The organism is Kitasatospora sp. NPDC022856 (genome assembly GCF_055561235.1).
Genome location: NZ_JBVHHE010000001.1, coordinates 185,109 through 206,898, shown reverse-complemented (window position 1 = coordinate 206,898; position 21,790 = coordinate 185,109). Strand labels below are relative to the sequence as shown.

Genomic DNA, 21,790 nt, shown 5'->3' with positions numbered 1-21,790 from the left:
GCTGGACGGCATGACGGCGACACGCACCATCCTGGTCAGCGGCGACGCGGCGGCGCCCATGGTGGCCGCCGCGACCGCCCTGCACGCCGCCCGGCAGGGGCGGCGCACCCTGCTGCTGGCCGCCGACGACCCGCACCGCACCCTGGACGCCGTCCTCGACGCCCGGCTGGAGCCCGAACCGGCCCCGTACGCCCCCGGCCTGACCGTGGCCCGGATCGACGAGCAGGCCGCGTTCCGGCACGCCCTCGGCGAGATCGGCGGCCGGATCAAGCCCGCGCTCGACCTGCTCGGCGCCGACCCGCTCGACCCCGAGGAGCTCACCGCCCTTCCCGGCACCGCCCGGCTCGCCCTGCTCCGGGCCCTGCCCGCCGCCGAGGCCGACGTCCTGGTGGTGCTCGCCCCGCCGCCCGCCGAGCTGATCGCCGCGCTCGCGCTGCCCGAGCAGCTGGAGCGCTACCTGGCCCGGCTGGTGCCCGAGCAGCGGCAGGCCGCCCGGGCGCTGCGCCCGCTGCTGGCCGGCCTGGCCGGGGTGCCGATGCCCGCCGACTGGCTCTACGAGGGCCGGACCAAGGCTGCCGCCGCGCTCGCCGAGGCCCGTGCGGCGCTCGCCGCCTCCGGCACCAGCGTCCGCCTGGTCACCGCCGCCGACGCCCACCCGTACGGGGAGCTGCGCCGGATCCGGGCCGGGCTGGCCCTGCACGGCCACCGGCCGGACGCCGTGGTGGTGCACGGCGCGCTGCCGGACGCCGCCGCCGACTCGGCCGATCCCTGGCTGGCCGGGCTGGCCCGGCGCCGGCAGGAGGAGCTGGCCGCGCTGACCGCCGCGAGCGACGTCCCGGTGCTGGTCACCGGGTTCGCCGAGGTCACCCTGGAGGCCGTCGCGGACCGCCTCTACGGCGCGGGGGCCGGCCCGGCCCCGCTCGACCCGAAGCCGTGGAGCGTCGAGGACCGGCTGGCCGAGGACGGACTGCTGGTCTGGCACCTCGCGCTGCCCGGTGCCGAGCGGGCCGACCTGGACCTGGTGCGGCGCGGCGACGAACTCGTGGTCGGCCTCGGTGCCCACCGGCGGGTGCTCACGCTGCCCTCGGCCCTGCGCCGCTGCACGGTGGCGGGCGCGGGCCTGCACGACGGGGCGCTCGCCGTCCGCTTCGCGCCCGATCCGGCGCTCTGGCCGCGCGGCTGAGCACCCTGCGCGGACGCGACCGGGCCTCCCGCGCCGCCCGGTGACCGTGCGCCGGTTCGTCTCCCGCGCCGCCCGGTGACCGTGCGCCGGCGCCGATGGCGGGCCGTCGGGGCGGTCGGGCCCGTCCGGTAGCGTCGGGGCCAGGGGCCGCAGGCGCGGCCGGAGCTGAGGAGACGCCCGCGATGACCACTGCCGACGACCGCACCGAGCAGGCCGCCGAGCACCCGTTCGGCCCGGAGCTGGGCCCGCTGGTGGACGAGGTGCGCCGGTTCGCGTCCGTCGTCGGCCAGAAGGCCCAGGAGGCGAGCGCCGACACCCTGATCTCGCTGGCCGGCCTCGCCGAGCGCCTGCGCGAGAAGCAGCCCGAGGTGTACGGCCACCTGTCCGCCGCCGGCACCGGCCTGGCCGCCGCCGGCGGGGAGCTGATGGCCGCCTACCGGGCCGCCGTGGCCGGCCACGAGCACCGCTGGACCGCCGGGGACGCCGCGCGCAGCGAGCGGATCGACCTCGACGCACCTGACGGGCCGTCCGACAAGCAGTGAACCCCGGGCTCCCGGGAAGTGACCGTGCGGACCCCTGCTGTGACGGAGCGGGGCGGAATGTACGACTTTTGAAGCTGCTCGGCGAGCTTGGTCGTGAATTGTCTTCGGTTAATGTAGGCGACGGTGTGTACGGGGGCAGGGTTGGACGGTACCGTTCCGTCCAGCGGGAACGAGTGAATAGCTGAGGGACACATGGCTCTGACCATCGGCGTCGACGTCGGCGGGACCAAGATCGCGGCAGGCGTGGTCAACGAGGCGGGCGAGATCCTGGCCCGGACCAGGGTGCCCACCCCGGCCGACCCGCAGTGGGCGGTCGATGCCATCGCGCAGGCCGTGCGCGAGCTCAAGGAGCAGTACCCCGACGTGGTCGCGGCCGGCGTCGGAGCCCCCGGCTTCGTCGACCGCGACCGTTCCACGGTGATCTTCGCCCCCAACATCGACTGGGAGGACGAGCCGCTGCGCGGCCGGATCGAGGAGCTCACCGGCCTGGACACCGTGGTCGAGAACGACGCCAACTGCGCCGCCTGGGCCGAGTTCCGCTTCGGCGCCGCCGCCGAGTACTCGGACATGGTGCTGATCACCGTCGGCACCGGCATCGGCGGCGGGATCGTCCTGGACGGCCGGCTGCACCGCGGCCGGTTCGGCGTGGCCGGCGAGATCGGCCACCTCAACATGGTCCCCGACGGCCTGCCCTGCGGCTGCGGCGGCAAGGGCTGCTGGGAGCAGTACGGCTCGGGCCGGGCGCTGCGCCGCTACGGCCGGGAGATGGCCGCCGCCGACCCCGTGCGCGGCCGGCGGATGCTGGAGCTGAACGACGGCGTCGCCGAGACCATCCGCGGCATCCACATCACCGAGGCGGCCGAGGCGGGCGACCCGCTCGCCCTGGACTGCTACAACGAGCTGGCCGACTGGCTGGGCCGCGGCATGGCCGACCTCGCCGCGCTCTTCGACCCGGCGGTCTTCGTGCTGGGCGGCGGGGTCTCCGACTCCGGCCGGCTGCTGCTCGACCCGGTCGCCAAGGCCTTCGAGCACTACCTGACCGGCGGGGTGCACCGCCCGCGCGCCGAGGTGGTGCTCGCCTCGATGGGCTCCGCCTCCGGCATCGCCGGCGCGGCGGACCTCGCCCGCACCGTCTGACCCACCCCGCACCCGCCGACGGCGGCGGCGCGACCGGAGCCCTCGTGGCCCGGCCGCGCCGCCGCCGTCGTGTTCCGCCCCGGCCGCCCGGCCCCTGTCGTACGGTCGACACCGGACGAAAGGGGAGGACCGCCTTGACCACCGGACCGACCGACCTGCCGCCGCCCGGCCCGCGGCGGCTGCGGCTGCTCAGCTACAACATCCGCTCGCTCCGCGACGACCGGCACGCCCTCGTTCGGGTGATCCGGGCTTGTGAACCGGACGTGGCCTGCGTTCAGGAGTCGCCGCGTTACTGGCGCCCGCGGGGCCGGGCGGCCTGGCTGGCGCGGGCGACCGGCACCGAGGTGCTGGCCGGCGGCGGCCGGATCGCCGCGGGGCCGTTGCTGCTCGGCGGCCCGGGCGTGGAGCTGCTCGCCGTCCACGACCGGCTGCTGCCCAAGACCCGCGGGCTGCACGCGCGCGGCTTCGCGAGCGCGCTGGTCCGGATCGCCGGCTCGGCGCCGTTCGGCGTCACCAGCTGTCACCTGAGCCTGGACGCCGAAGAGCGCCGCGGCCAGTTCGAGCTGCTGCTGGACCAGCTGAAGATCGCCGAACTCGGCGTGGTGGCGGGGGACTTCAACGAACACCCGGACGGCGCCGGCTGGCAGCTGCTGGCCGGTCGGCTGCAGGACGGCCATCTCGTGGCGCCCTGGGGCGGCACCTTCACGTCCGTCCCGGAGAACCCCTACCAGCGGATCGACGCCGTCTTCGCGACCCCCGGCGTCCGGGTGCTCGCGTGCGGGGTGCCGCACGGCCTGCCCGGTGTCACCGAGGGCGATCTGCGGGCCGCCACCGACCATCTGCCGCTGCTCGCCGTCCTGGAGCTCCCGGCCGGCTGAACTCCGTGGCCGGGCCGGGATGACCGGCTCGGCCACGGGCCGCCGGTGCGCCGGCCCTACACGACGGCGCCGCCGTGCGGGTCCTCCGGTTCGTCCTCGTCGCGCTCCTTCATCCGGACCACCAGGGTGACGAAGCCACCGAGGAAGGCGGTCACGCCGACCCAGGCCGGCCAGCCGGACACCTCGCGCCAGACCACCGCGTCGAACAGCAGCAGGGCCGGGCCGCCGAGCACGGCGAGCCAGGCGAACTTGGCGGTGACGTCGGCGGCGGGCAGCGGCGGCGGCTCCGGCGGGACGAAGTGGCCCTCGTCCGTCTCCTCGGTCAGCTCGAAGTCGCGCGGGCCCGATCCGGCGGCCGGCATCACCGGGCGGGTGGAGCGGGGCCGCGGCTGCGGTGCCAGGTCGGCGAGGTCGTCCGGGTCGGTGCCCTCCTTGAACCCGCCCTTGAGCTCGCCGCGCGCCCGGAGGTCCTCGACCTCCGGCCAGTCCGGGTTGTTGAGGTCGACGGGGTCGTCGAACTGGGCGACCAGCGCGGCGAAGATCTCGTCCTGCTCGGCCTGGCTGCGCTCGGGCGCGCGCCGCACCCGGGGCGCTTCGGGCGCCGGGGCGGCCTCACCCGAGGCGCCCTCGGTCTTCACGCCGTCGGTCTTGGCGCTCTCGGTCTTGGCGCTCTCGGTCTTCGCGCTCTCGGTCTTGGCGGCCTCGGTCCTCACGCCGTCGGCCTTGGCGGCCTCGGCCTTCGAGGCGTCCGCCTCGGTGTTCTCCGCGTCCTCGCGGGGCGCCTCGTCCTCGCCGCCCGCCGTGCTGCTCTCGTGCACTTCCGGCCCTTCAGCCTTGGTGATCGTCGGATTCGATCCGGGTGACGCCCGCCGCGTGCGCGGGAGCCAGCCGTCGGATGAAGTCCTGGCCGGCCGCGAATATTTCCGCCGCGTCGTGGTCCAGCGTCGCGACGTGGTAGCTGCGCTGGCACAACCGCTCCGTCACGTCGGTCGAGGATATCCGGGCCAGCACCAGTTCCGAGTTGGCCGCCGAGACCACGTGGTCCTGCGGGCTGTGGAAGAGCAGGACCGGCTGGGTCACCTGCGGCAGCCGGCGCTGCACGTCCTTCCAGAGCCGGGCCAGCGACCAGGCGGCGTGCAGCGGCGTCCGGTCGTAGCCGACCTCGACGGAGCCCGGGCGGGCGATGTCGTTGGCGATCCCGGGCAGGCTCGGCACCACGTGGCGCAGCACCGGAAGCAGCACGCTCGCGGGGTTGTCGGAACGCACCGACGGGTTGACCAGCACCAGTCCGGAGACCACCGGGCCGTGCAGCGCGGCCAGCCGCAGCGCCAGCCCGCCGCCCATCGACAGCCCGAGGACGAAGACCCGCTCGCACTCGGCGGCCAGCGCCAGCAACTCCCGCTCGACCTCCGCGTACCAGTCCTCCCAGCGGGTCACCTGCATGTCCTGCCAGCGGCTGCCGTGGCCGGGCAGCAGCGGCAGCGAGACGGTGTACCCGGCCGCCGCCAGCTCCTCGGCCCACGGGCGCAGCGACTGCGGCGAGCCGGTGAACCCGTGGCAGAGCAGTACGCCCACCGGCCCGCCCCGGTGGCGGTACGGTTCGGCACCGGGCAGCAGCGGCATGACGGGCTCCTTCGCGGGCGGCGGCGCGTTGGGACGGGCGAGGGCGGGACGGCGGGCTGCGGAAAACCGCATCGTCCCACGCGCCCGCACGCGTCGTACACCCCTGCCGGACACCCCGGCGGGGCGGGGCGGGGCGCGGGCGGTGGCCGCGGGGCATTAGGATCGACCGGTCCGCATAACAGGAGGCCCGGCGTTGTTCTACCGACTGATGAAGATGATCGTCGCGCCACTGCTACGGATCTTCTTCCGGCCGTGGATCGAGGGTGAGGAGAACATCCCCGCCGAGGGTGCCGCGATCATCGCGAGCAACCACCTCTCCTTCTCGGACTCCTTCTTCTTCCCCGCGCTGATCAGGCGTCGGGTGACCTTCATCGCCAAGGCGGAGTACTTCAACACGCCGGGCCTGAAGGGCAAGCTGACGGCCGCCTTCTTCAAGGGCGTCGGCCAGCTGCCGGTGGACCGCTCCGGCGTGCGCGGCGCGGGCGAGGCGGCGATCCGCAGCGCGATCGCCGTGCTGGACCGCGGCGAGCTGTTCGGCGTCTACCCGGAGGGCACCCGTTCGCCCGACGGCAAGCTGTACCGCGGCAAGGTCGGCGGCCTGGCCCGCGTCGCGCTGGCCACCGGCGCGCCGGTGATCCCGGTCGCGATGATCGACACCGAGAAGGTGCAGCCGCCCGGCCAGGTCGTCCCCAACTTCGGCATCCGTCCGGGCATCCGGATCGGCCGACCGCTGGACTTCTCCCGCTACCACGGCATGGAGAACGACCGCTTCATCCTCCGTTCGGTGACGGACGAGGTGATGTACGAGATCATGCGGCTCTCCGGCCAGGAGTACGTGGACGTCTACGCGACCGCCGCCAAGCGGCAGATCGCCGACGACAAGAAGCGTGCCGACGCCGAGCGCAAGGCCGTCCAGAAGGCCGAGCAGGCCGCCGCCAAGGCCGAGAAGGCGGAGGCGGAGAAGGCGCAGAAGGCCGCCGAGCAGGAGCAGAAGGAGAGCGGGTCGGCCTAGGCCGGGAGGCCGGATCCGCCCGCAGGGGGAGGGGCACGGAGATGTCGGACGGGAACAGACCCGGAGCGGTCGGCGCGGCGGTGGCGGCCGGCGGCATGTCCGTCGAACTGCCGCTCTGGCGGGCCATCTCGTTCTTCCGGGTGCTGGCGCTCTGCTACGCGGTGCTGCGCTACCTCGACTCGTACCTGGAGTTCCTGCACCCCGTCGCCGGCTGGATCTACCTCGGCGCGCTGACGCTCTGGACGCTCGCCAGCACCCGCGCCTTCGCCGGGCCGCTGCGCTGCACCTGGTACGTGCTCGGCACCGACCTCACCCTGGTCGTCACCGGCATCGTGATGAGCGGGATGACCGACGACCCGGCCCGGATCGCCCACGGCGCGCCCACGCTGCCCACCATCTGGGCGGCCGGCACCGTCCTGGGTTTCGCGGGCCGGGGCGGCTGGCGCTGGGCGGCGGCGGCCGGATCGGTGATCGGGGTGGCGAACATCCTCGGCCACGGCGGTCCGACCGGCGACAACATCCACAACATCGTGCTGTTGATGGTGGCCGGCTGCGCGATCGGCTACGTGATCGAACTGGCCCGCGCCAGCGAGGCGACGCTGACCCGGGCGCTCCAGGTCGAGGCCGCGAACCGGGAGCGCGAGCGGCTCTCCCGGGACATCCACGACGGGGTGCTCCAGGTGCTCGCCCTGGTCCAGCGCCGGGGCGGCGAGCAGGGCCCCGGCCGGGGCGCGGACTTCGCCGAACTCGGCCGGCTGGCCGGCGAGCAGGAGCGCGCGCTGCGGGCCCTGATGAGCGGCGGACCGCTGCCCGTGCAGCGCGCGCCGCTGGAGCCGCAGGACCTGCGCACCCTGCTCGGCCCCTACACGGACGAGCGGATCACCCTCTCCGCCCCCGGCACCCCGGTGCTGCTGCCCGGCCCGGCGGCCGGCGAGCTGGCGGCGGCCGTGGGCGCCGCGGTCGACAACGTCCGCCGGCACGCCGGGCCCGGGGCGCACGCCTGGATCCTGCTGGAGGACGAGCCGGAGGCCGTCACGGTCAGCGTCCGCGACGACGGTCCGGGCTTCGCGGCGGGGCGGCTCGGTGAGGCGGAGCAGGCCGGCCGGCTGGGCGTCTCCCAGTCGATCCGCGGCCGGCTGCTGGACCTCGGCGGTACGGCCGAGCTGTACTCGGTGCCCGGGGAGGGCGTCGAGGTCGAACTGCGCGTCCCGAGGAGGGGTTCCGATGGCTGACCAGCCGATGACCGACCGGCCGCCGGTGCGGGTGATGGTCGTGGACGACCACCCGATGTGGCGCGACGCCGTGTCGCGCGACCTCGCCGAGGCGGGGCTGGACGTGGTGGCCACCGCCGGGGACGGCGAGGAGGCCGTCCGCCGGGCCCGTGCCTGCGCCCCGCAGGTGGTGGTGCTGGACCTCAACCTGCCCGGCCTGTCCGGCGCCGAGGCCTGCCGCCAGGTGGTCGCCCAGGATCCCTCGGTGCGCGTCCTGGTGCTCTCCGCCAGCGGTGAGCACGCGGACGTGCTGGAGGCGGTGAAGTCCGGGGCGACCGGCTACCTGGTGAAGTCGGCCGGCCGTGACGAGCTGCTGGACGCGGTGCGCCGCACCGCCGTCGGCGACGCGGTCTTCACCCCGGGCCTGGCCGGGCTGGTGCTCGGCGAGTTCCGCCGGCTGGCCGCCGAGCCGGCCGCCCCGACGGCCCCCGCCGCGCCGCAGCTGACGGCCCGGGAGACCGAGGTGCTGCGGCTGGTCGCGAAGGGCCTGTCGTACCGGCAGATCGCCGACCGGCTGGTGCTCTCCCACCGCACGGTGCAGAACCACGTCCAGAACACCCTCGGCAAGCTCCAGTTGCACAACCGGGTCGAGCTGGTCCGGTACGCGATCCAGCAGGGCCTGGACGACGAGGCCTGACGCCCCGGGGCGGGGGGCGCGCCGGACGAACGCGCGCACCCCGCCCGGGGTCTCAGCCGTGGACGGCGGCGGCCGACCGCAGCAGCCCGGCGACGATCCCGACGCCGTCCCGGGTGAGCACCGACTCCGGGTGGAACTGCAGTCCGGCGAACCCGCCGCCGCGCAGCGCGTGGACGTCGCCGGTCAGCCGGTCCCGGGAGACCTCGACGCCCTCGGCGGCGAGCCGGGCGGCGTCCTGGTCCGAGCAGCGCGCGGTGAAGGTGTTGTAGAAGCCCACCGTGTGCCGGGCGCCGAAGAGTTCGACCGTCTCCTGCGCGCCCTGGTGAGGCACGGCCTTGCGGGCCAGCGGCAGTCCGAGCCGCTCCGCGAGCAGCTGGTGGCTCAGGCAGACGGCGAGCAGGGGCGCGGTGCGGGCCCCGGAGCGGACGGCGGCCAGCGCGTCGGCGACGATCGGGCGCAGGACGCCCATCTTGGGGTCGTCGGCGGCGGCCGGGTCGCCCGGGCCGGGGCCGAGCACCAGCGGGCCGGGGTGGGCGGCGACCCGCTCGCGCAGGCCGGCTTCGTCGAAGCGCGCCACGGTGACCCGGTGGCCGAGCGAGGTCAGCAGGTGGGCGAGCATCGAGGTGAAGGTGTCCTCGCCATCCACCACCAGGGTCTCCTCGCTCCGGGTGACCGGGGCCGGCTCCTGCATCCGGAGCCAGAACGGCGCGAGGTCGGCCCGCCGGGCGTCCAGCGCGGCCTGGACCCGGTGGTCCTCGGCGAGCCGCGGGCCGGACGGGTTGGGGAGCCGGGCGGGGGCCGGGCGGGCGCCGATCGCGGTGAGCACCCCGGCGGCCTTGGCGTGGGTCTCGGCGACCTCGGAGTCCGGGTCGGAGTGGCGGACCAGGGTCGCGCCGACCCGGACGACCAGCCGGCCGGTGGCCGGGTCGATGTCGGCGGTGCGGATGCAGATCGGGGAGTCCATCTGCTGGCCCCCGCTGGCCGAGCGGCCGATCAGGGCGAGCGCGCCGGCGTAGTAGCCGCGCCCGCCGCGCTCGTACCGGCTGATCACCCGGGTGGCGTTCTGGACCGGGCTGCCGGTGACGGTGGCGGCGAACATGGTCTCCTTCAGCACCTCGCGGACGTCCAGCGAGGTGCGCCCGCGCAGCTCGTACTCGGTGTGCGCGAGGTGGGACATCTCCTTGAGCCTGGGGCCGAGCACCTGGCCGCCGAGGTCGCCGACGGTGCACATCATCTTGAGTTCCTCGTCGACCACCATGGTCAGCTCCTCCAGCTCCTTGGGGTCGCGGAGGAAGGCGAGAAGCGAGTCGATGTCGGAGCCGCCCGCCGGATAGCGGTAGGTGCCGGAGATCGGGTTTATCACGACCGTGCCGCCGCTCTGGCGGACGTGCACCTCGGGGGAGGCGCCGACCAGGACCCGCTCCCCGGTGTGCACCAGGAAGGTCCAGTAGGCGCCGCGCTCCTGTTCGAGCAGCCGGCGGAAGAGCGTCAGCGCGAGCGCGGGGGAGTAGTCCTCCAGGGTGGCGGTGAAGTCCCGCCGGATGACGAAGTTGGCGCCCTCGCCCCGGCCGATCTCGTCCGCGATCACCCGGCGGACGATCCCGGCGTACTCCTGGTCGTCGATGTCGAACGCGCCGCCGGTCAGGGCGACCGGCCGCCGGGGGAGCGCCGGGAGCAGCTCGGCCAGCGGGAGGGCGTACTGCTCGGTGACCGAGAGCGCCTGCAGCGGGGTGGCGTCGTCGACGGCCTCGAAGCCGCGCTCGCGGATCTGCCGGAACGGGACGAGGGCGAGCAGGTCGTGCACCGGGCCGTCGGCCGGGACGCCCGCGCGGACCGGCAGGTCGGCCAGCCGTTCGTAGCTGTCGACGGTGCCCAGCAGGACCTCGACGGTGTCCGGCGCGAGCCGGGGGGCGCGGCGGTGCAGCAGGGCGAACGCCGGGGCGTCGGGGCCGGTGAGGCGGGCGAGTAGGTCGGCTGCGAGGTTCACGGTGCGGCTTCCTTCCGGGAGGGCGGGTGCGGTGGTTCGGGGTTCCGCTCCCGGGAGGGCCGTCTGCGCCGAAACGCCGACGGCCGCCCCGAGGGGCGGCCGTCGTGTTCGTCTAGGAACGCGCGATCGGTGGGCCACCCGAGGGGTCGGCCCACCACCAGGAAGAGGTGTGCGGCGCGTTCATGCGTCGAGCGTAGCGGATCCGGCGGGCGCCGTGAGCCGCCTCACACGATTGTCCACCGGGTGTCTCACCCAGCGAGCGGCGGTCACAATTCGGTTGTCCCACCCCGTAGCCTTGCCGTGTGACCGTGACGAATCCCCACCCCTGGCAGTCCCTGCCCGCGGCGCAGCAGCCTGAATGGCCGGACCACGAGGCTCTGCGCAAGACCCTTGCGGAGCTCGCCTCCTATCCGCCGCTCGTCTTCGCGGGCGAGTGCGACCAGCTGCGCGCCCGGCTCGGTGCCGTGGCGCGTGGTGAGGCGTTCCTCCTGCAGGGCGGTGACTGCGCCGAGGCCTTCGACGGTGTCTCGGCCGAGCACATCCGGAACAAGCTGAAGACCCTGCTGCAGATGGCGGCCGTGCTGACGTACGCCGCCTCCGTCCCCGTGGTGAAGGTCGGCCGGATCGCCGGCCAGTACTCCAAGCCGCGCTCCAAGTCGACCGAGACCCGCGACGGCGTGACGCTGCCGGTCTACCGGGGCGACTCGGTGAACGGCTTCGACTTCACTCCCGAGTCCCGGAACCCGGACCCGGAGCGCCTGAAGCGGATGTACAACGCCTCCGCCGCGACGCTCAACCTGGTCCGCGCCTTCACCACCGGCGGGTACGCCGACCTGCGCCAGGTGCACGCCTGGAACCAGGACTTCGTGCGCAACTCGCCGGCCGGCCAGCGCTACGAGCAGCTCGCCCGCGAGATCGACAACGCGCTGGCGTTCATGAACGCCTGCGGCGTGGCGCCGGAGGAGTTCAAGACCGTCGAGTTCTACTCCTCGCACGAGGCGCTGATCCTCGACTACGAGACCGCGCTGACCCGCGTGGACTCGCGGACCGGCGAGCTGTACGACGTCTCCGGCCACATGGTCTGGATCGGCGAGCGCACCCGCCAGCTGGACCACGCGCACATCGAGTTCGCGTCCAGGATCCGCAACCCGATCGGGGTGAAGCTCGGCCCGACCACCTCGGTCGACGAGGCGCTCACCCTGATCGAGAAGCTGGACCCGGAGCGCGAGCCCGGCCGGCTCACCTTCATCACCCGGATGGGCGCGGGCAAGATCCGCGAGCACCTGCCCACCCTGGTGGAGAAGGTCACCGCCTCCGGCGCCCAGCCGGTCTGGATCTGCGACCCGATGCACGGCAACACCTTCGAGGCCTCCAGCGGTCACAAGACCCGCCGCTTCGACGACGTGCTCGACGAGGTCAAGGGCTTCTTCGAGGTGCACCGCGGCCTCGGCACCCACCCGGGCGGCATCCACGTGGAGCTGACCGGCGACGACGTCACCGAGTGCGTCGGCGGCGGCGACGAGGTCCTGGTGGACGACCTGCACCAGCGCTACGAGACGGCCTGCGACCCGCGGCTCAACCGCAGCCAGTCGCTGGACCTGGCCTTCCTGGTGGCCGAGATGTACCGCGGCGGCAACTGAGCCGTCGCCCCCGGGCGGGCCATGCGGCCGGCCCCGATGTGACGAAAGCCCCTCCGGATTCGGGATTTCCGAACCCGGAGGGGCTTTTTCATGCCCGGATCCCCGGGTAAGGTGAGGCTTAGTGAACTAAGGCATGCCTTAGTCAAGATCGATTTCGAGCCAGTCGCCTGCGCAGGGAGAGACCGCGATGTACGTGTGCATGTGCCATGCGGTCACCGAGGCCCAGGTGAAGAAGGAGATCGACGCGGGTGCCAACACCCCGCGCCAGATAGCCCGGGGCTGCAAGGCCGGTACCGACTGCGGCTCCTGCGTCCGACGGATCCAGGCGCTGCTCGGTGAGCACGGCGCACGGCCCTGCCCGACCGCCCGGCTGGCGGCCAAGCTGGGGCTGGCCGACGACCAGGAGGCCGGACCGCGGGACGGGGCCCAGGCGCCGGCCGTCCTGCCGGCCCGGCCGCTGCGCGCGGCCTGAGGGTACGGCCGGGGGTTCAGGACTCCGGCTGCTCGATCAGCTGGGCGAGGTAGAGCGCCTCCCCGAGCTTCTCCAGCAGTTCCAGCTGGGTGTCGAGGTAGTCGATGTGGTGCTCCTCGTCGGCCAGGATGTCCTCGAAGATGTTCGCCGAGGTGACGTCGTTCTTGGCCCGCATGACCACGATCCCGCGCTTCAGCCGGTCGATCGCCTCGACCTCGACCTGGCGGTCCGCCTCGAACATCTCCTTGACGGTCTGGCCGATCCGGACGTGGAAGAGCCGCTGGTAGTTGGGCAGCCCGTCCAGGAAGAGGATCCGGTCGGTGAGCACCTCGGCGTGCTTCATCTCGTCGAAGGACTCGTGCCGGGTGTACTTGGCGAGCTTCGTCCAGCCGTTGTTCTCCTGCATCTTCGCGTGCAGGAAGTACTGGTTGATGGCGGTCAGCTCGGCGGTGAGCTGCTCGTTGAGGAATTCGATGACCTCGGTGTCGCCCTTCATGGCGGTGCCTTCCTGCTTCGCGTCCGGGACTCACGGCCGTACCCTCCGGCTGCACGCATCCTGGCACCGCGCCGGGGCCGAATTCCAGTAAGTTCACACTCACTAGGACATGTGTCGGAATATCCGATTTGGTGGCCCAATGGGCCGTACGGGCGGGGCGCACGGCACCCGAAAGGGGCGCGCGCCGGGCGTTGTCCGCCGTCTGTCACCATGGAGCCATGGGTCAGTCCGAGCAAGAACCACCTCCGCCGTCTGACCCGAGACTCCCGCCGGGCCAGCGGACGCAACGCGGCTGGCCCGCCCTGCACTACGGCCCCGTACCCCGCTTCAAGCCGCTGACCTGGGACTTCCAGGTGTTCGGCGCCACCGCCTCGGCGGCGAAGCACCGCTGGGACTTCGCCGGCTTCAACGACCTGCCCCGAGCGACCGTCCGCGCCGACTTCCACTGCGTGACCAAGTTCTCCGTGCTCGGCAGCGAGTGGACCGGCGTGTCGGCCTCCGAAGTGCTGGCCCGGGTGCCTCCGGCGCCCGGTGTCACCCATGTGATGGTCTGGGCCGAGTACGGCTACAGCGCCAACCTCCGGCTGGCCGACTTCGCCGACCCCGCGACGCTCTTCGCCACCCACCGCAACGGCGAGCCGCTCACCGCCGAGCACGGCTTCCCCGTCCGGCTGGTCGTCCCGCACCTCTACGCCTGGAAGGGGCCCAAGTGGGTGCGGGCGGTGGAGTACATGCGGGCGGACCGGCGCGGCTTCTGGGAGGAGCGCGGGTACCACAACCTGGCCGACCCCTGGCGCGAGCAGCGCTACTCCTACCAGGAGGAGCCGGGCGACGGGCCGCTGCGGTAGCGGCCCCTCAGGGCCGGATGTTCTGGTTCAGCCGGAACAGGTTGCCCGGGTCGTACCGCCGCTTCAGTTCGGTCAGACGGGCGTAGTTGCCCCGGTAGTTGGCCTCGATCCGGTGCTGGTCGTCGTGGTCCATGAAGCCGATGTAGCCGCCCTCGTCGGAGTGCGGGGCGAGCGCGTCGTAGTAGCCGCGCACCCAGGCGGTGTCGGCCGCGTCGTCGGCCGGGTCGGTCCAGGCCGCGAGGATTACGGTGGCGAAGGTCGCCTCCCGGTGCGCGAAGGCCGTCGCGTCGGCGGGCACCCGGTGGCAGGCGCCGTTGATCGGGTAGATGTGCACCGCCGAGTGGACCGTGGGCACCCGCGGGCCGTGCTCGGTGTGCGCGGCGATCGCCGCGTCCGTCAGCTCGGTCGCGAAGGCGCCCTTCCAGTACTGCCGCAGGCCGGGCGGCAGCAGCGGGTCGAAGGCGGCGGCGAAGGCCGGGTACGGCACCGTGTCCACGCCCTCGGCGACCACCGGCGCGGCGTCCCGCAGCGGGGCCAGTACCGCCTCGGCCCGGTCCGGCGGCCCGGACCAGCACGGCACCAGCAGGATGAAGGAGTCGCCGACCCGGTCCTCGGGGAGGAACGGCAGCGGCGGCGCGACGTGGAAGCCGGGGAAGATGCCCAGCTCCTCGGGGGCCTCCCGGACGTACTCGCGGTAGAACCGCAGCACCTCGGCCGCGTGCTCCAGCTCGTAGACGAACGGCCCGGCGACCACGTCCTTGACCGGGCTCAGCCGGTACTCGAAGGACGTCACCACGCCGAAGTTGCCGCCACCGCCGCGCAGCGCCCAGAGGAGGTCCGGCTCCTGCTCCTCGCTCACCGTCCGGAACCGCCCGTCCGCGGTGACCACATCGGCCGAGACCAGGTTGTCGCAGCTCAGCCCCAGCCCCCGGGCGAGGTGGCCGAAGCCGCCGTTGAGGGTCAGCCCGGCGATGCCGGTGGTGGAGACGATCCCGCCGGTCACCCCGAGCCCGAAGGCGTACCCGGCGTCGTTGAGGTCGCCCCAGGTGACGCCGCCCTCGCAGCGCGCCGTCCGGCCCACCGGGTCGATCCGGACGCCGTGCCGGTCGGAGAAGTCGATCACCAGGCCGCCGTCGCAGGTCCCGTAGCCGGGCGCGCTGTGGGCGCCGCCGCGCACCGCGAGTTCCAGGCCGGTCTCCCGGGCGAAGTCGACGGCAGCCATCACGTCCCCGGCGTTGGCCACCCGGACGACCGCCGCCGGCCGGCGGTCCACCGTGCCGTTGTAGACCCGGCGGGCCTGCTCGTAGCCCTCGTCGTCGGGCGTGATCACCGCGCCCCGTACACGCTCCCTCAAGCCGTCGACGGCGGGTCCGCCCATGACGACCACATCCTCGGGTACCGGCCGCCGCGCAGCCCCGTCCGGAGATCCCGGCGCCACAGCCCTCCTGGCCGTGGCAGGCGGGGCCGGGCAGGCCTGGTTCCACGCTACGTCGCGTGACCCCAAGGCTGGGCAAAATCCTTAGATGAACGGGAAGTTGACCGTGACCACGGTGCGCTGCGGGCGGCGCTCGCCCGGGGCCGGGGACTGGCTGGAGACCTTGCCGGTGCCGAACAGGTTGACCCCGCTGCTCTGCATGGCGAACCCGGCGGCCTGCAGAGCCTTGGCGGCGTCGTCCTTGGACATCCCCGTGACGTCCGGGACGGCCACCATGCCCTTGCTGACCACCAGCGAGACCGGGGTGTTCTCCGGCACCTGCTGGCCGGCCACCGGCGAGCTGCTGATCACCGAACCCTCCGGCACGGTGTCGTTGTACGTCTCGGTGACGCCGCCGCGCGCCAGCTGCACGCCGCTCAGGGCGGCGGCGGCCTGCTCGGCGGGCCGGCCGACCAGCTCGGGCACGGCGATCCGCTTCGGCCCCCGGGAGACGGTGACCCCGACCGCGTCGCTCTTGCGCGCCCGCGCCCCGACGCCGGGGTCGGTGGAGATCACCTGACCGGCCGGGACGCTCTCGCTGTACACCTCGGTGAACCGCCCGTGCATCCCGGCGCCGTCCAGGATCCGCTGCGCCTCGCCGCGGTCCTTGCCGATCACGCCCGGCACCGTCGTGTACAGCGCGCCGGAGAGCGCGTACGTGGTGCCGCCGACCAGCAGCACCAGCGCGGCCAGGACGGAGGTCCAGATCAGCGGCTTGCGCGGGAGCCGGCGCCACGGGCCGGGGCCGCGCCGGGTGCGCACCGGCGCGGGCTCGTCGTACGGGCGCGGTTCGGTGAGCAGCTGCTCCATCACCTCCGGCGGCACGTCCAGCACGCTGGTGCGCTCGACCGGGGGCGCGACCACGGCCGGCCGGATCACCGAGGTCGGCTCGTTGGTCGGGTACCGCGGGCTGGGCCGGGTGGAGGCCGGGGGCTCGGCGTCGAGCTGGGCGGGGGTGAGCGCGCGGCGGACCCGTTGCAGGGCGGCCAGCAGCTCGACCGCGTCGTACGGGCGGTCCCGCGGGTCGCGCGCGCAGGCCGCGGCGACTATCGCGTCCAGCTCGGGAACGACCCCCGGCACGGTCAGCGAGGGCGCCGGGACGTCCTCGTGCAGGTGGCGGTACATGACCTGGACGGGGTTCTCGCCGGTGTGCGGACGGTGGCCGGTGAGCAACTCGTAGAGCAGGATGCCGGCCGCGTAGACGTCCACCCGCTGGTCGGTCCCGGCGCCGGGCCGGATCTGTTCGGGGGCCAGGTAGGAGACGGTGCCGAGGACGGTGTCGGTGGTCGCGGTGCCGGAGCTCGCCGCGCCGTCGGCGGCGTTCAGCAGCCGGACCAGGCCGAAGTCGGCGACCTTCACCAGGCCGCCGTCGGTGATCAGCACGTTCTCGGGCTTGACGTCGCGGTGGACGAGACCGGCCCGGTGGGCGGCGCCGAGCGCGGCGAGCACCGGCTCCAGGACGTCCAGGGCGGCCCGGACGGAGAGCGCGCCCCGGTCGCGGAGCAGGTCGCGCAAGGTCCGGCCGGGCACGTACTCCATCGCGAGGAACACGTGGGCGCCGTCCGCGCCCTGGTCGAAGACGTTGACGACGTTGGGGTGCGCGAGCCGGGCGACCGCCTTGGCCTCGCGGATGAACCGGCCGGTGAAGTCCTCGTCGCCGGCGAGCGAGGGGTGCATCACCTTGACCGCCACGACCCGGTCGAGGCGGGTGTCGGTGCCCCGGTAGACGGTGGACATCCCGCCGGCCGCGATGCGCTGCTCGACCCGGTACCGGCCGTCGAGCAGGGTACCGATCAGCGGGTCGTCCAGTGCCATGTCCACCCGGCGAGTGTAGTGGGGGCGCCCGGCACCGGCCCCGGGAGACACCGCTCCCGGGGCGCTCTGTGCCCGGCTTGTGACACCGCCTAGAACGCCGGGCGCTCGCGGGTGTCCAGCGCGGCCCGGCCGGCCATCGCCGAGGAGGCCTCGGCGTGGAAGCGGCGCGGGATCCGGCCCGCCCGGTGGGCGAGCCGGCCGGCCTCCACGGCGTGCCGCATCGCGTCGGCCATCAGCACCGGCTCCTGGGCCCGGGTCACCGCCGAGGCGAGCATCACCGCGGCGCAGCCCAGCTCCATCGCCAGGGCCACGTCCGAGGCGGTGCCGGCGCCCGCGTCCAGGATCACCGGGACGGTCGCGCCCTCCACGATCAGCTGGAAGTTGTGCGGGTTGCGGATGCCCAGGCCGGAGCCGATCGGCGAGCCCAGCGGCATGATCGCCGCACAGCCGACGTCCTCCAGCTTCCGGGCCAGCACCGGGTCGTCGTTGGTGTAGGGCAGGACGGTGAAACCGTCGTCGACCAGTGTCTCGGCCGCGTCCAGCAGCTCGATCGGGTCGGGCAGCAGGGTCCGCTCGTCGGCGATCACCTCCAGCTTCACCCAGTCGGTGCCGAGCGCCTCACGGGCCAGCCGGGCCGTCAGCACGGCCTCACCGGCGGTGAAGCAGCCGGCGGTGTTGGGCAGCACGCGGATGCCGTTGCGGGTCAGCACGTCCAGGACGGAGCCCTGGGTGGTGGCGTCGACCCGGCGCATCGCCACGGTGGTCAGCTCGGTGCCGGAGACCCGCAGCGCCTGCTCCAGGACGTCCAGGCTGGGGGCGCCGCCGGTGCCCATGATCAGGCGTGAGCCGAAGGCCGTCCCGGCGATGGTGAACACGTCGTCGGCCATGGTCAGCCTCCCTGGACGGCGGTGAGGATCTCGACCCGGTCGCCCGCGGCCAGTCGCGTCAGCGGCCACGAGCCGCGCGGCACCACGGCCTCGTTGAGAGCGGCCGCGACGCCGGAGTTGGCCCGGCTGAGGGTGGTCACCACCTCGGCCAGGGTGGTGGCGGCGGGCACCCGGCGGGGCTCGCCGTTGACGGTGAGTTCGATCTCGCTCATGCGGGGACCTTCGTGGTGAAGCGGGTGGGGGAGAACGGCTCGGCGAGCGCGGGCGTCGTGCCGGTGACCAGGTACTCGGCGAGCAGGTCGGCCGTCACCGGGGTGAGCAGCACGCCGTTGCGGTAGTGGCCGGTGGCGGCGACCAGACCGGGCAGGGCGGTCGGCCCGAGCAGCGGCGCGTTGTCCGGCGAGCCCGGCCGCAGCCCGGCGGAGGTCTCCACCAGCGGCAGCTCGGTGATGCCGGGGACCAGCTCGTGGGCGTCGCGCAGCAGCTCGTACACCCCGCCGGCGGTGACGGTGGTGTCGTAGCCCTGCTCCTCGCTGGTGGCGCCGATCACCAGCTCGCCGTCCTCGCGCGGCACCAGGTAGAGGTGTTGGCCGCGCACCACCGCGCGGACGTTGCGGGAGAGGAACGGCCGGTAGGCCGGCGGGATCCGCAGCCGCAGGATCTGGCCCTTCACCGGGCGGATCGCCGGCAGCACACCGGCGGGCAGGCCGGGCAGCAGATGGCTGCGGGAGCCGGCGGCGAGCACGACCCGGTCGGCGGTCAGGGTCTCCCCGGTGCCGAGCCGGACGCCGACGGCCCGGTCGCCCTCGACCAGCAGCTCGGCGGCCTCGGTGCGGTGCAGCCGCACGTCGGCCCGCTCGCAGGCGAGGACCAGCGCCGCGGCCAGCCGGCGGCCGTCCACCTGGTGGTCGTCGGTGACGTGCAGGCCGCCGCGGACGCCGGGGGCGAGCATCGGCTCCAGCTTGCGGGCCTCCCGGCCGGTCAGCCACTGCGAGTCGAGGCCGAGCCGCCCGTGGAAGGCGTGCAGCTCGCGCAGCTCCTCGCGGTCGTCGGAGTCGAGGGCGACGGCGACGGTGCCGCACCGGCGGTAGCCGGTGTCCCGGCCGCCGGAAGCCTCGGTGAGCTCGTCGGCGAAGGCCGCGTACCGCTCGTTGGAGGCCATCCCGAGGCGCAGCAACGGCTCCTCGCCGTACTGGAGTTCGGTGACGGGGGCCAGCATGCCCGCGGCCACCCGGGCGGCCCCGCCGCCCGGGTCGGGGTCGACCACCGCGATGTCCGCCAGTCCGCGCCGGGCCGCCCGCCAGGCGACGGCGAGGCCGATGATGCCGCCGCCGACGACCAGCACGTGGGCATGGGTACCTGCTGCCAAGCGTGTCAAAGTCGCTGCTCTCCCTTCGCCGGTATGACCCGGATCAGGTTCGGACGGTCGCAGGCCGTGCAAGCCCGCCTCTCAGCCCGGTCCGCCGGGCTCCCGTGATGGTGCCCCCACCATAACTCCGGGGGTCGCCGCCACCGAAGGCGCGTACGAGGGGCGGACGCGGGGCGCCCGGGGCCCTCTGGCGCCCCGTGCGCCCGCCAGTACAGTGACGGGCGTGGCAGAGCTGAGCGGGACGGATCAGGTGGTCGTGGTGGGGGCCGGGCTGGCCGGGGCGCACTGCGCCGCGGGCCTGCGGCAGGGCGGCTGGCGGGGGCGGATCGTGGTGGTCGGCGAGGAGCCGCACACCCCGTACGACCGGCCGCCGCTCTCCAAGGAGGTGCTGCTCGGCAAGGCCGACGCCACCCCGCTCGACCTCGACCTCGCGCAGCTCGGCGTCGAACTGCTCACCGGCCGCCGCGCCACCGGCCTCACCCCCGGCGTGCTGCGCACCGACGGCGGCGACCTGCCGTACGACGCCCTGGTGATCGCCACCGGCGCCGCCCCGCGCGCCCTGCCCGGCGCCGAGCGCGCCCACCTGCTGCACACCCTGGACGACGCGCTGGCGCTGCGCGCCCTGCTCCGGCCCGGCCTGCGCCTGGTCCTGGTGGGCGCGGGCTGGATCGGCGCCGAGGTGGCCACCGCCGCCCGGGCGGCCGGCTGCGAGGTCACCGTCGTCGAGGCCGGCCCGGCGCCCGTGCCCGGCGCGCTGCCGGCCGTGATCGGCGGGGCGATGGCGGCCTGGTACGCCGAGGCCGGGGTGGAGCTGCGCTGCGGGGTGGGCGTCGCGGCGGTCGAGCCCGGCGCGGTGCTGCTGGCGGACGGCTCGCACCTGCCCGCCGACGAGGTGGTGGTCGGCATCGGCGCCCGCCCGGCGACCGGCTGGCTGGCCGGCTCCGGGGTCGCGCTGGACGCCGCCGGCGCGATCCTGGTCGACGAGCGGCTGCGCACCACGCTGCCGGGCGTCCACGCGGCCGGCGACTGCGTGAGCTACCCGTCGGCCCGCGCCGGCGCCCGGCTGACCGTCCAGCACTGGGACCACGCGCTGCAGTCCGGTGCGGCGGCGGCCGCCGCCGTGCTCGGCGCGGAGGTGGCGTACGACCCGGTGCCGTACTTCTGGTCGGAGCAGTTCGGCCGGACGGTGCAGTACGCCGGGCGGCACGGCGAGGGTGACGAACTGCTCTGGCGCGGCTCCCCGCAGGACCCGTCCTGGGCGGTGCTCTGGCTGCGGGACGGCGTGCTGCGGGCCCTGCTGACGGTGGACCGCCCGCGCGATCTCACCCAGGGCCGCCGGCTGGTCGAGCGCGCCGCGGTGCTCGATCCGGTCCGCGCGGCGGACCCGGCGGTGGCCCTGAAGTCGGCCGTAGCGGGGTAGTCCGCGGGGCCGGTTGGTGCGCGGCGGGCCCCGGAGGTGGCAGTCTGGTGACGTGAGTGAGATCGAAAGCAAGATTGAATCCCTGGTCACCGACTGGATGTACCTGCCCGACATCTCGGAGCAGTGGGGGGTCCGGGTCACCGAGGTGCGCGACCTGGTCAAGAACGGCGGGCTGATCGCCGTCCGCCGCGGCCCGAACAGGTCGCTCCAGGTGCCGGCCTCCTTCATCGACGGCCCGGGCCTGGTCAAGCACCTGTCCGGCACCCTGACGGTGCTGCGCGACTGCGGGTACAACGACGCGGAGATCCTGGAGTGGCTCTTCACCGAGGACCCGTCGCTGCCCGGCAGCCCGATCCAGGCGCTGCAGGAGAACCGCGGCACCGAGGTGAAGCGCCGCGCCCAGGCGATGCTGATCTGATGGCGGCGGACACACCGCGCCGGCGCCTCGCCGACGCCCGGCTCTACCTCTGCACCGACGCGCGCCGCGAGCAGGGCGACCTCGCCGCGTTCCTGGACGCGGCGCTGGCCGGCGGGGTGGACATCGTCCAGCTCCGCGACAAGGGCCTGGAGGCCAAGCAGGAACTGGCGGCCCTGGAGGTCTTCGCCGACGCCTGCCGCCGCCACGGCAAGCTGCTCGCCGTCAACGACCGCGCCGACGTCGCGCACGCGGCCCGGCCCGACGTGCTGCACCTCGGGCAGGACGACCTGCCGGTGCCCGCCGCCCGGGCGATCCTCGGCGAGGACGTACTGATCGGCCGGTCCTGCCACGCCGAGTCCGAGGTCGACGCGGCGGTCGTCGAGCCCGGCGTCGACTACTTCTGCACCGGCCCGGTCTGGCCCACCCCGACCAAGCCGGGCCGCCACGCGCCCGGTCTCGGCCTGGTCTCGTACGCGGCGAAGCAGAGCACCGACCGGCCGTGGTTCGCGATCGGCGGCATCGACCTCGGCAACCTGGACGAGGTGCTGGCGGCCGGGGCGAGCCGGGTCGTGGTGGTCCGCGCGATCACCGCCGCGGACGACCCGCGGGCGGCGGCCGCCGCGTTCGCCCGGCGGCTGCGCGCGGTCTGACCCGGACGGCTGCCGCCGTTCCCGGTACGTC

22 protein-coding genes and 1 riboswitch are annotated in these 21,790 nt (G+C 74.4%); of the genes, 13 read left to right on the top strand and 9 right to left on the bottom strand.

Annotated elements, in window-relative coordinates; all coding sequences use genetic code 11:
- The first annotated feature begins 10 nt into the window (after window positions 1-10).
- The 4 genes from ACZ34W_RS00925 (at window position 11) to ACZ34W_RS00910 (ending at window position 3,740) form a co-directional block, all read left to right on the top strand.
- Window positions 11-1,183, top strand: a complete 1,173-nt coding sequence (locus ACZ34W_RS00925; protein ID WP_465600462.1) for an ArsA family ATPase — start codon at window positions 11-13, stop codon at window positions 1,181-1,183.
- A 182-nt stretch (window positions 1,184-1,365) separates the two neighbouring features.
- Window positions 1,366-1,725, top strand: coding sequence for a DUF5304 family protein (locus tag ACZ34W_RS00920; protein WP_465600459.1), 360 nt, complete (start codon window positions 1,366-1,368; stop codon window positions 1,723-1,725).
- A gap of 192 nt (window positions 1,726-1,917) precedes the next feature.
- Window positions 1,918-2,862, top strand: a complete 945-nt coding sequence (locus ACZ34W_RS00915) for an ROK family glucokinase (protein WP_329487291.1) — start codon at window positions 1,918-1,920, stop codon at window positions 2,860-2,862.
- A gap of 134 nt (window positions 2,863-2,996) precedes the next feature.
- On the top strand, window positions 2,997-3,740 hold the full coding sequence (locus ACZ34W_RS00910) for an endonuclease/exonuclease/phosphatase family protein (protein WP_465600455.1): 744 nt from the start codon (window positions 2,997-2,999) through the stop codon (window positions 3,738-3,740).
- Between the two features lie 56 nt (window positions 3,741-3,796).
- Here the strand turns inward: ACZ34W_RS00910 and ACZ34W_RS00905 are convergent, their stop codons facing one another.
- Complete coding sequence (locus ACZ34W_RS00905; RefSeq protein WP_465600452.1) at window positions 3,797-4,558, bottom strand: hypothetical protein; 762 nt, start codon at window positions 4,556-4,558, stop codon at window positions 3,797-3,799.
- A gap of 10 nt (window positions 4,559-4,568) precedes the next feature.
- Window positions 4,569-5,363, bottom strand: coding sequence for an alpha/beta hydrolase (locus ACZ34W_RS00900; protein WP_352287078.1), 795 nt, complete (start codon window positions 5,361-5,363; stop codon window positions 4,569-4,571).
- A gap of 193 nt (window positions 5,364-5,556) precedes the next feature.
- Here ACZ34W_RS00900 and ACZ34W_RS00895 point away from each other — a divergent pair, with 193 nt between their 5' ends.
- Genes ACZ34W_RS00895 through ACZ34W_RS00885 form a run of 3 tightly spaced genes read left to right on the top strand, consistent with a single transcriptional unit; the run spans window position 5,557 to window position 8,283 of the window.
- The gene (locus ACZ34W_RS00895; protein WP_329487287.1) at window positions 5,557-6,375 is read left to right on the top strand and encodes a lysophospholipid acyltransferase family protein; all 819 of its coding nucleotides are present in this window, start codon (window positions 5,557-5,559) and stop codon (window positions 6,373-6,375) included.
- Window positions 6,376-6,416: 41 nt separating this feature from the next.
- A complete protein-coding gene (gene macS, locus ACZ34W_RS00890) occupies window positions 6,417-7,607 on the top strand; it encodes a MacS family sensor histidine kinase (RefSeq protein ID WP_465600447.1) in 1,191 nt (396 codons plus the stop codon).
- On the top strand, window positions 7,600-8,283 hold the full coding sequence (locus tag ACZ34W_RS00885) for a response regulator (protein WP_396486880.1): 684 nt from the start codon (window positions 7,600-7,602) through the stop codon (window positions 8,281-8,283). The genes macS and ACZ34W_RS00885 overlap by 8 nt, the downstream gene beginning before the upstream one ends.
- Window positions 8,284-8,335: 52 nt before the next feature.
- Here the strand turns inward: ACZ34W_RS00885 and ACZ34W_RS00880 are convergent, their stop codons facing one another.
- On the bottom strand, window positions 8,336-10,270 hold the full coding sequence (locus ACZ34W_RS00880; protein WP_465600444.1) for an anthranilate synthase family protein: 1,935 nt from the start codon (window positions 10,268-10,270) through the stop codon (window positions 8,336-8,338).
- Between the two features lie 302 nt (window positions 10,271-10,572).
- Between ACZ34W_RS00880 and ACZ34W_RS00875 the strand changes: the two genes are divergently transcribed.
- Together ACZ34W_RS00875 and ACZ34W_RS00870 are read left to right on the top strand one after the other, a co-directional pair.
- Window positions 10,573-11,910: a class II 3-deoxy-7-phosphoheptulonate synthase gene (locus ACZ34W_RS00875; protein ID WP_329487284.1), complete on the top strand. Its 1,338-nt coding sequence runs from the start codon at window positions 10,573-10,575 to the stop codon at window positions 11,908-11,910.
- Window positions 11,911-12,097: 187 nt separating this feature from the next.
- Window positions 12,098-12,382 (top strand): (2Fe-2S)-binding protein, encoded by a 285-nt coding sequence (locus ACZ34W_RS00870; RefSeq protein ID WP_465600441.1) that lies wholly within the window; start codon window positions 12,098-12,100, stop codon window positions 12,380-12,382.
- 16 nt (window positions 12,383-12,398) lie between these two features.
- Here the strand turns inward: ACZ34W_RS00870 and bfr are convergent, their stop codons facing one another.
- Window positions 12,399-12,878, bottom strand: a complete 480-nt coding sequence (bfr, locus tag ACZ34W_RS00865) for a bacterioferritin (RefSeq protein ID WP_329487282.1) — start codon at window positions 12,876-12,878, stop codon at window positions 12,399-12,401.
- 218 nt (window positions 12,879-13,096) lie between these two features.
- On the opposite strand from bfr, the gene ACZ34W_RS00860 reads away from it, so the two are divergent.
- Complete coding sequence (locus tag ACZ34W_RS00860; protein WP_329487281.1) at window positions 13,097-13,726, top strand: molybdopterin-dependent oxidoreductase; 630 nt, start codon at window positions 13,097-13,099, stop codon at window positions 13,724-13,726.
- Window positions 13,727-13,733: 7 nt separating this feature from the next.
- Here ACZ34W_RS00860 and ACZ34W_RS00855 read toward each other — a convergent pair whose 3' ends face one another.
- The 5 genes from ACZ34W_RS00855 to thiO form a co-directional block, all read right to left on the bottom strand.
- Entirely contained in the window at window positions 13,734-15,104 is a 1,371-nt protein-coding gene (locus tag ACZ34W_RS00855) for an FAD-binding oxidoreductase (RefSeq protein ID WP_465600436.1), read from the bottom strand.
- Between the two features lie 141 nt (window positions 15,105-15,245).
- Window positions 15,246-17,015: a Stk1 family PASTA domain-containing Ser/Thr kinase gene (gene pknB, locus ACZ34W_RS00850; RefSeq protein WP_465601146.1), complete on the bottom strand. Its 1,770-nt coding sequence runs from the start codon at window positions 17,013-17,015 to the stop codon at window positions 15,246-15,248.
- Between the two features lie 89 nt (window positions 17,016-17,104).
- Window positions 17,105-17,902 carry a thiazole synthase gene (locus ACZ34W_RS00845; protein ID WP_329487279.1) on the bottom strand — a complete coding sequence of 266 codons (798 nt, stop codon included), beginning with the start codon at window positions 17,900-17,902 and terminating at the stop codon, window positions 17,105-17,107.
- 2 nt (window positions 17,903-17,904) lie between these two features.
- On the bottom strand, window positions 17,905-18,114 hold the full coding sequence (gene thiS / locus ACZ34W_RS00840; protein ID WP_329487278.1) for a sulfur carrier protein ThiS: 210 nt from the start codon (window positions 18,112-18,114) through the stop codon (window positions 17,905-17,907).
- Window positions 18,111-19,271, bottom strand: a complete 1,161-nt coding sequence (gene thiO / locus ACZ34W_RS00835; protein ID WP_465600432.1) for a glycine oxidase ThiO — start codon at window positions 19,269-19,271, stop codon at window positions 18,111-18,113. Before thiO ends, thiS begins: the two co-directional genes overlap by 4 nt.
- Window positions 19,272-19,274: 3 nt before the next feature.
- Window positions 19,275-19,387: riboswitch (TPP riboswitch) on the bottom strand.
- Window positions 19,388-19,485: 98 nt separating this feature from the next.
- Between thiO and ACZ34W_RS00830 the strand changes: the two genes are divergently transcribed.
- Genes ACZ34W_RS00830 through thiE form a run of 3 tightly spaced genes read left to right on the top strand, consistent with a single transcriptional unit; the run spans window position 19,486 to window position 21,759 of the window.
- Entirely contained in the window at window positions 19,486-20,691 is a 1,206-nt protein-coding gene (locus ACZ34W_RS00830) for an NAD(P)/FAD-dependent oxidoreductase (protein WP_359802585.1), read from the top strand.
- Between the two features lie 52 nt (window positions 20,692-20,743).
- Window positions 20,744-21,109, top strand: a complete 366-nt coding sequence (locus ACZ34W_RS00825; RefSeq protein WP_465600429.1) for an Rv2175c family DNA-binding protein — start codon at window positions 20,744-20,746, stop codon at window positions 21,107-21,109.
- On the top strand, window positions 21,109-21,759 hold the full coding sequence (thiE, locus tag ACZ34W_RS00820; RefSeq protein ID WP_465600426.1) for a thiamine phosphate synthase: 651 nt from the start codon (window positions 21,109-21,111) through the stop codon (window positions 21,757-21,759). Before ACZ34W_RS00825 ends, thiE begins: the two co-directional genes overlap by 1 nt.
- The last annotated feature ends 31 nt before the right edge of the window (window positions 21,760-21,790 follow it).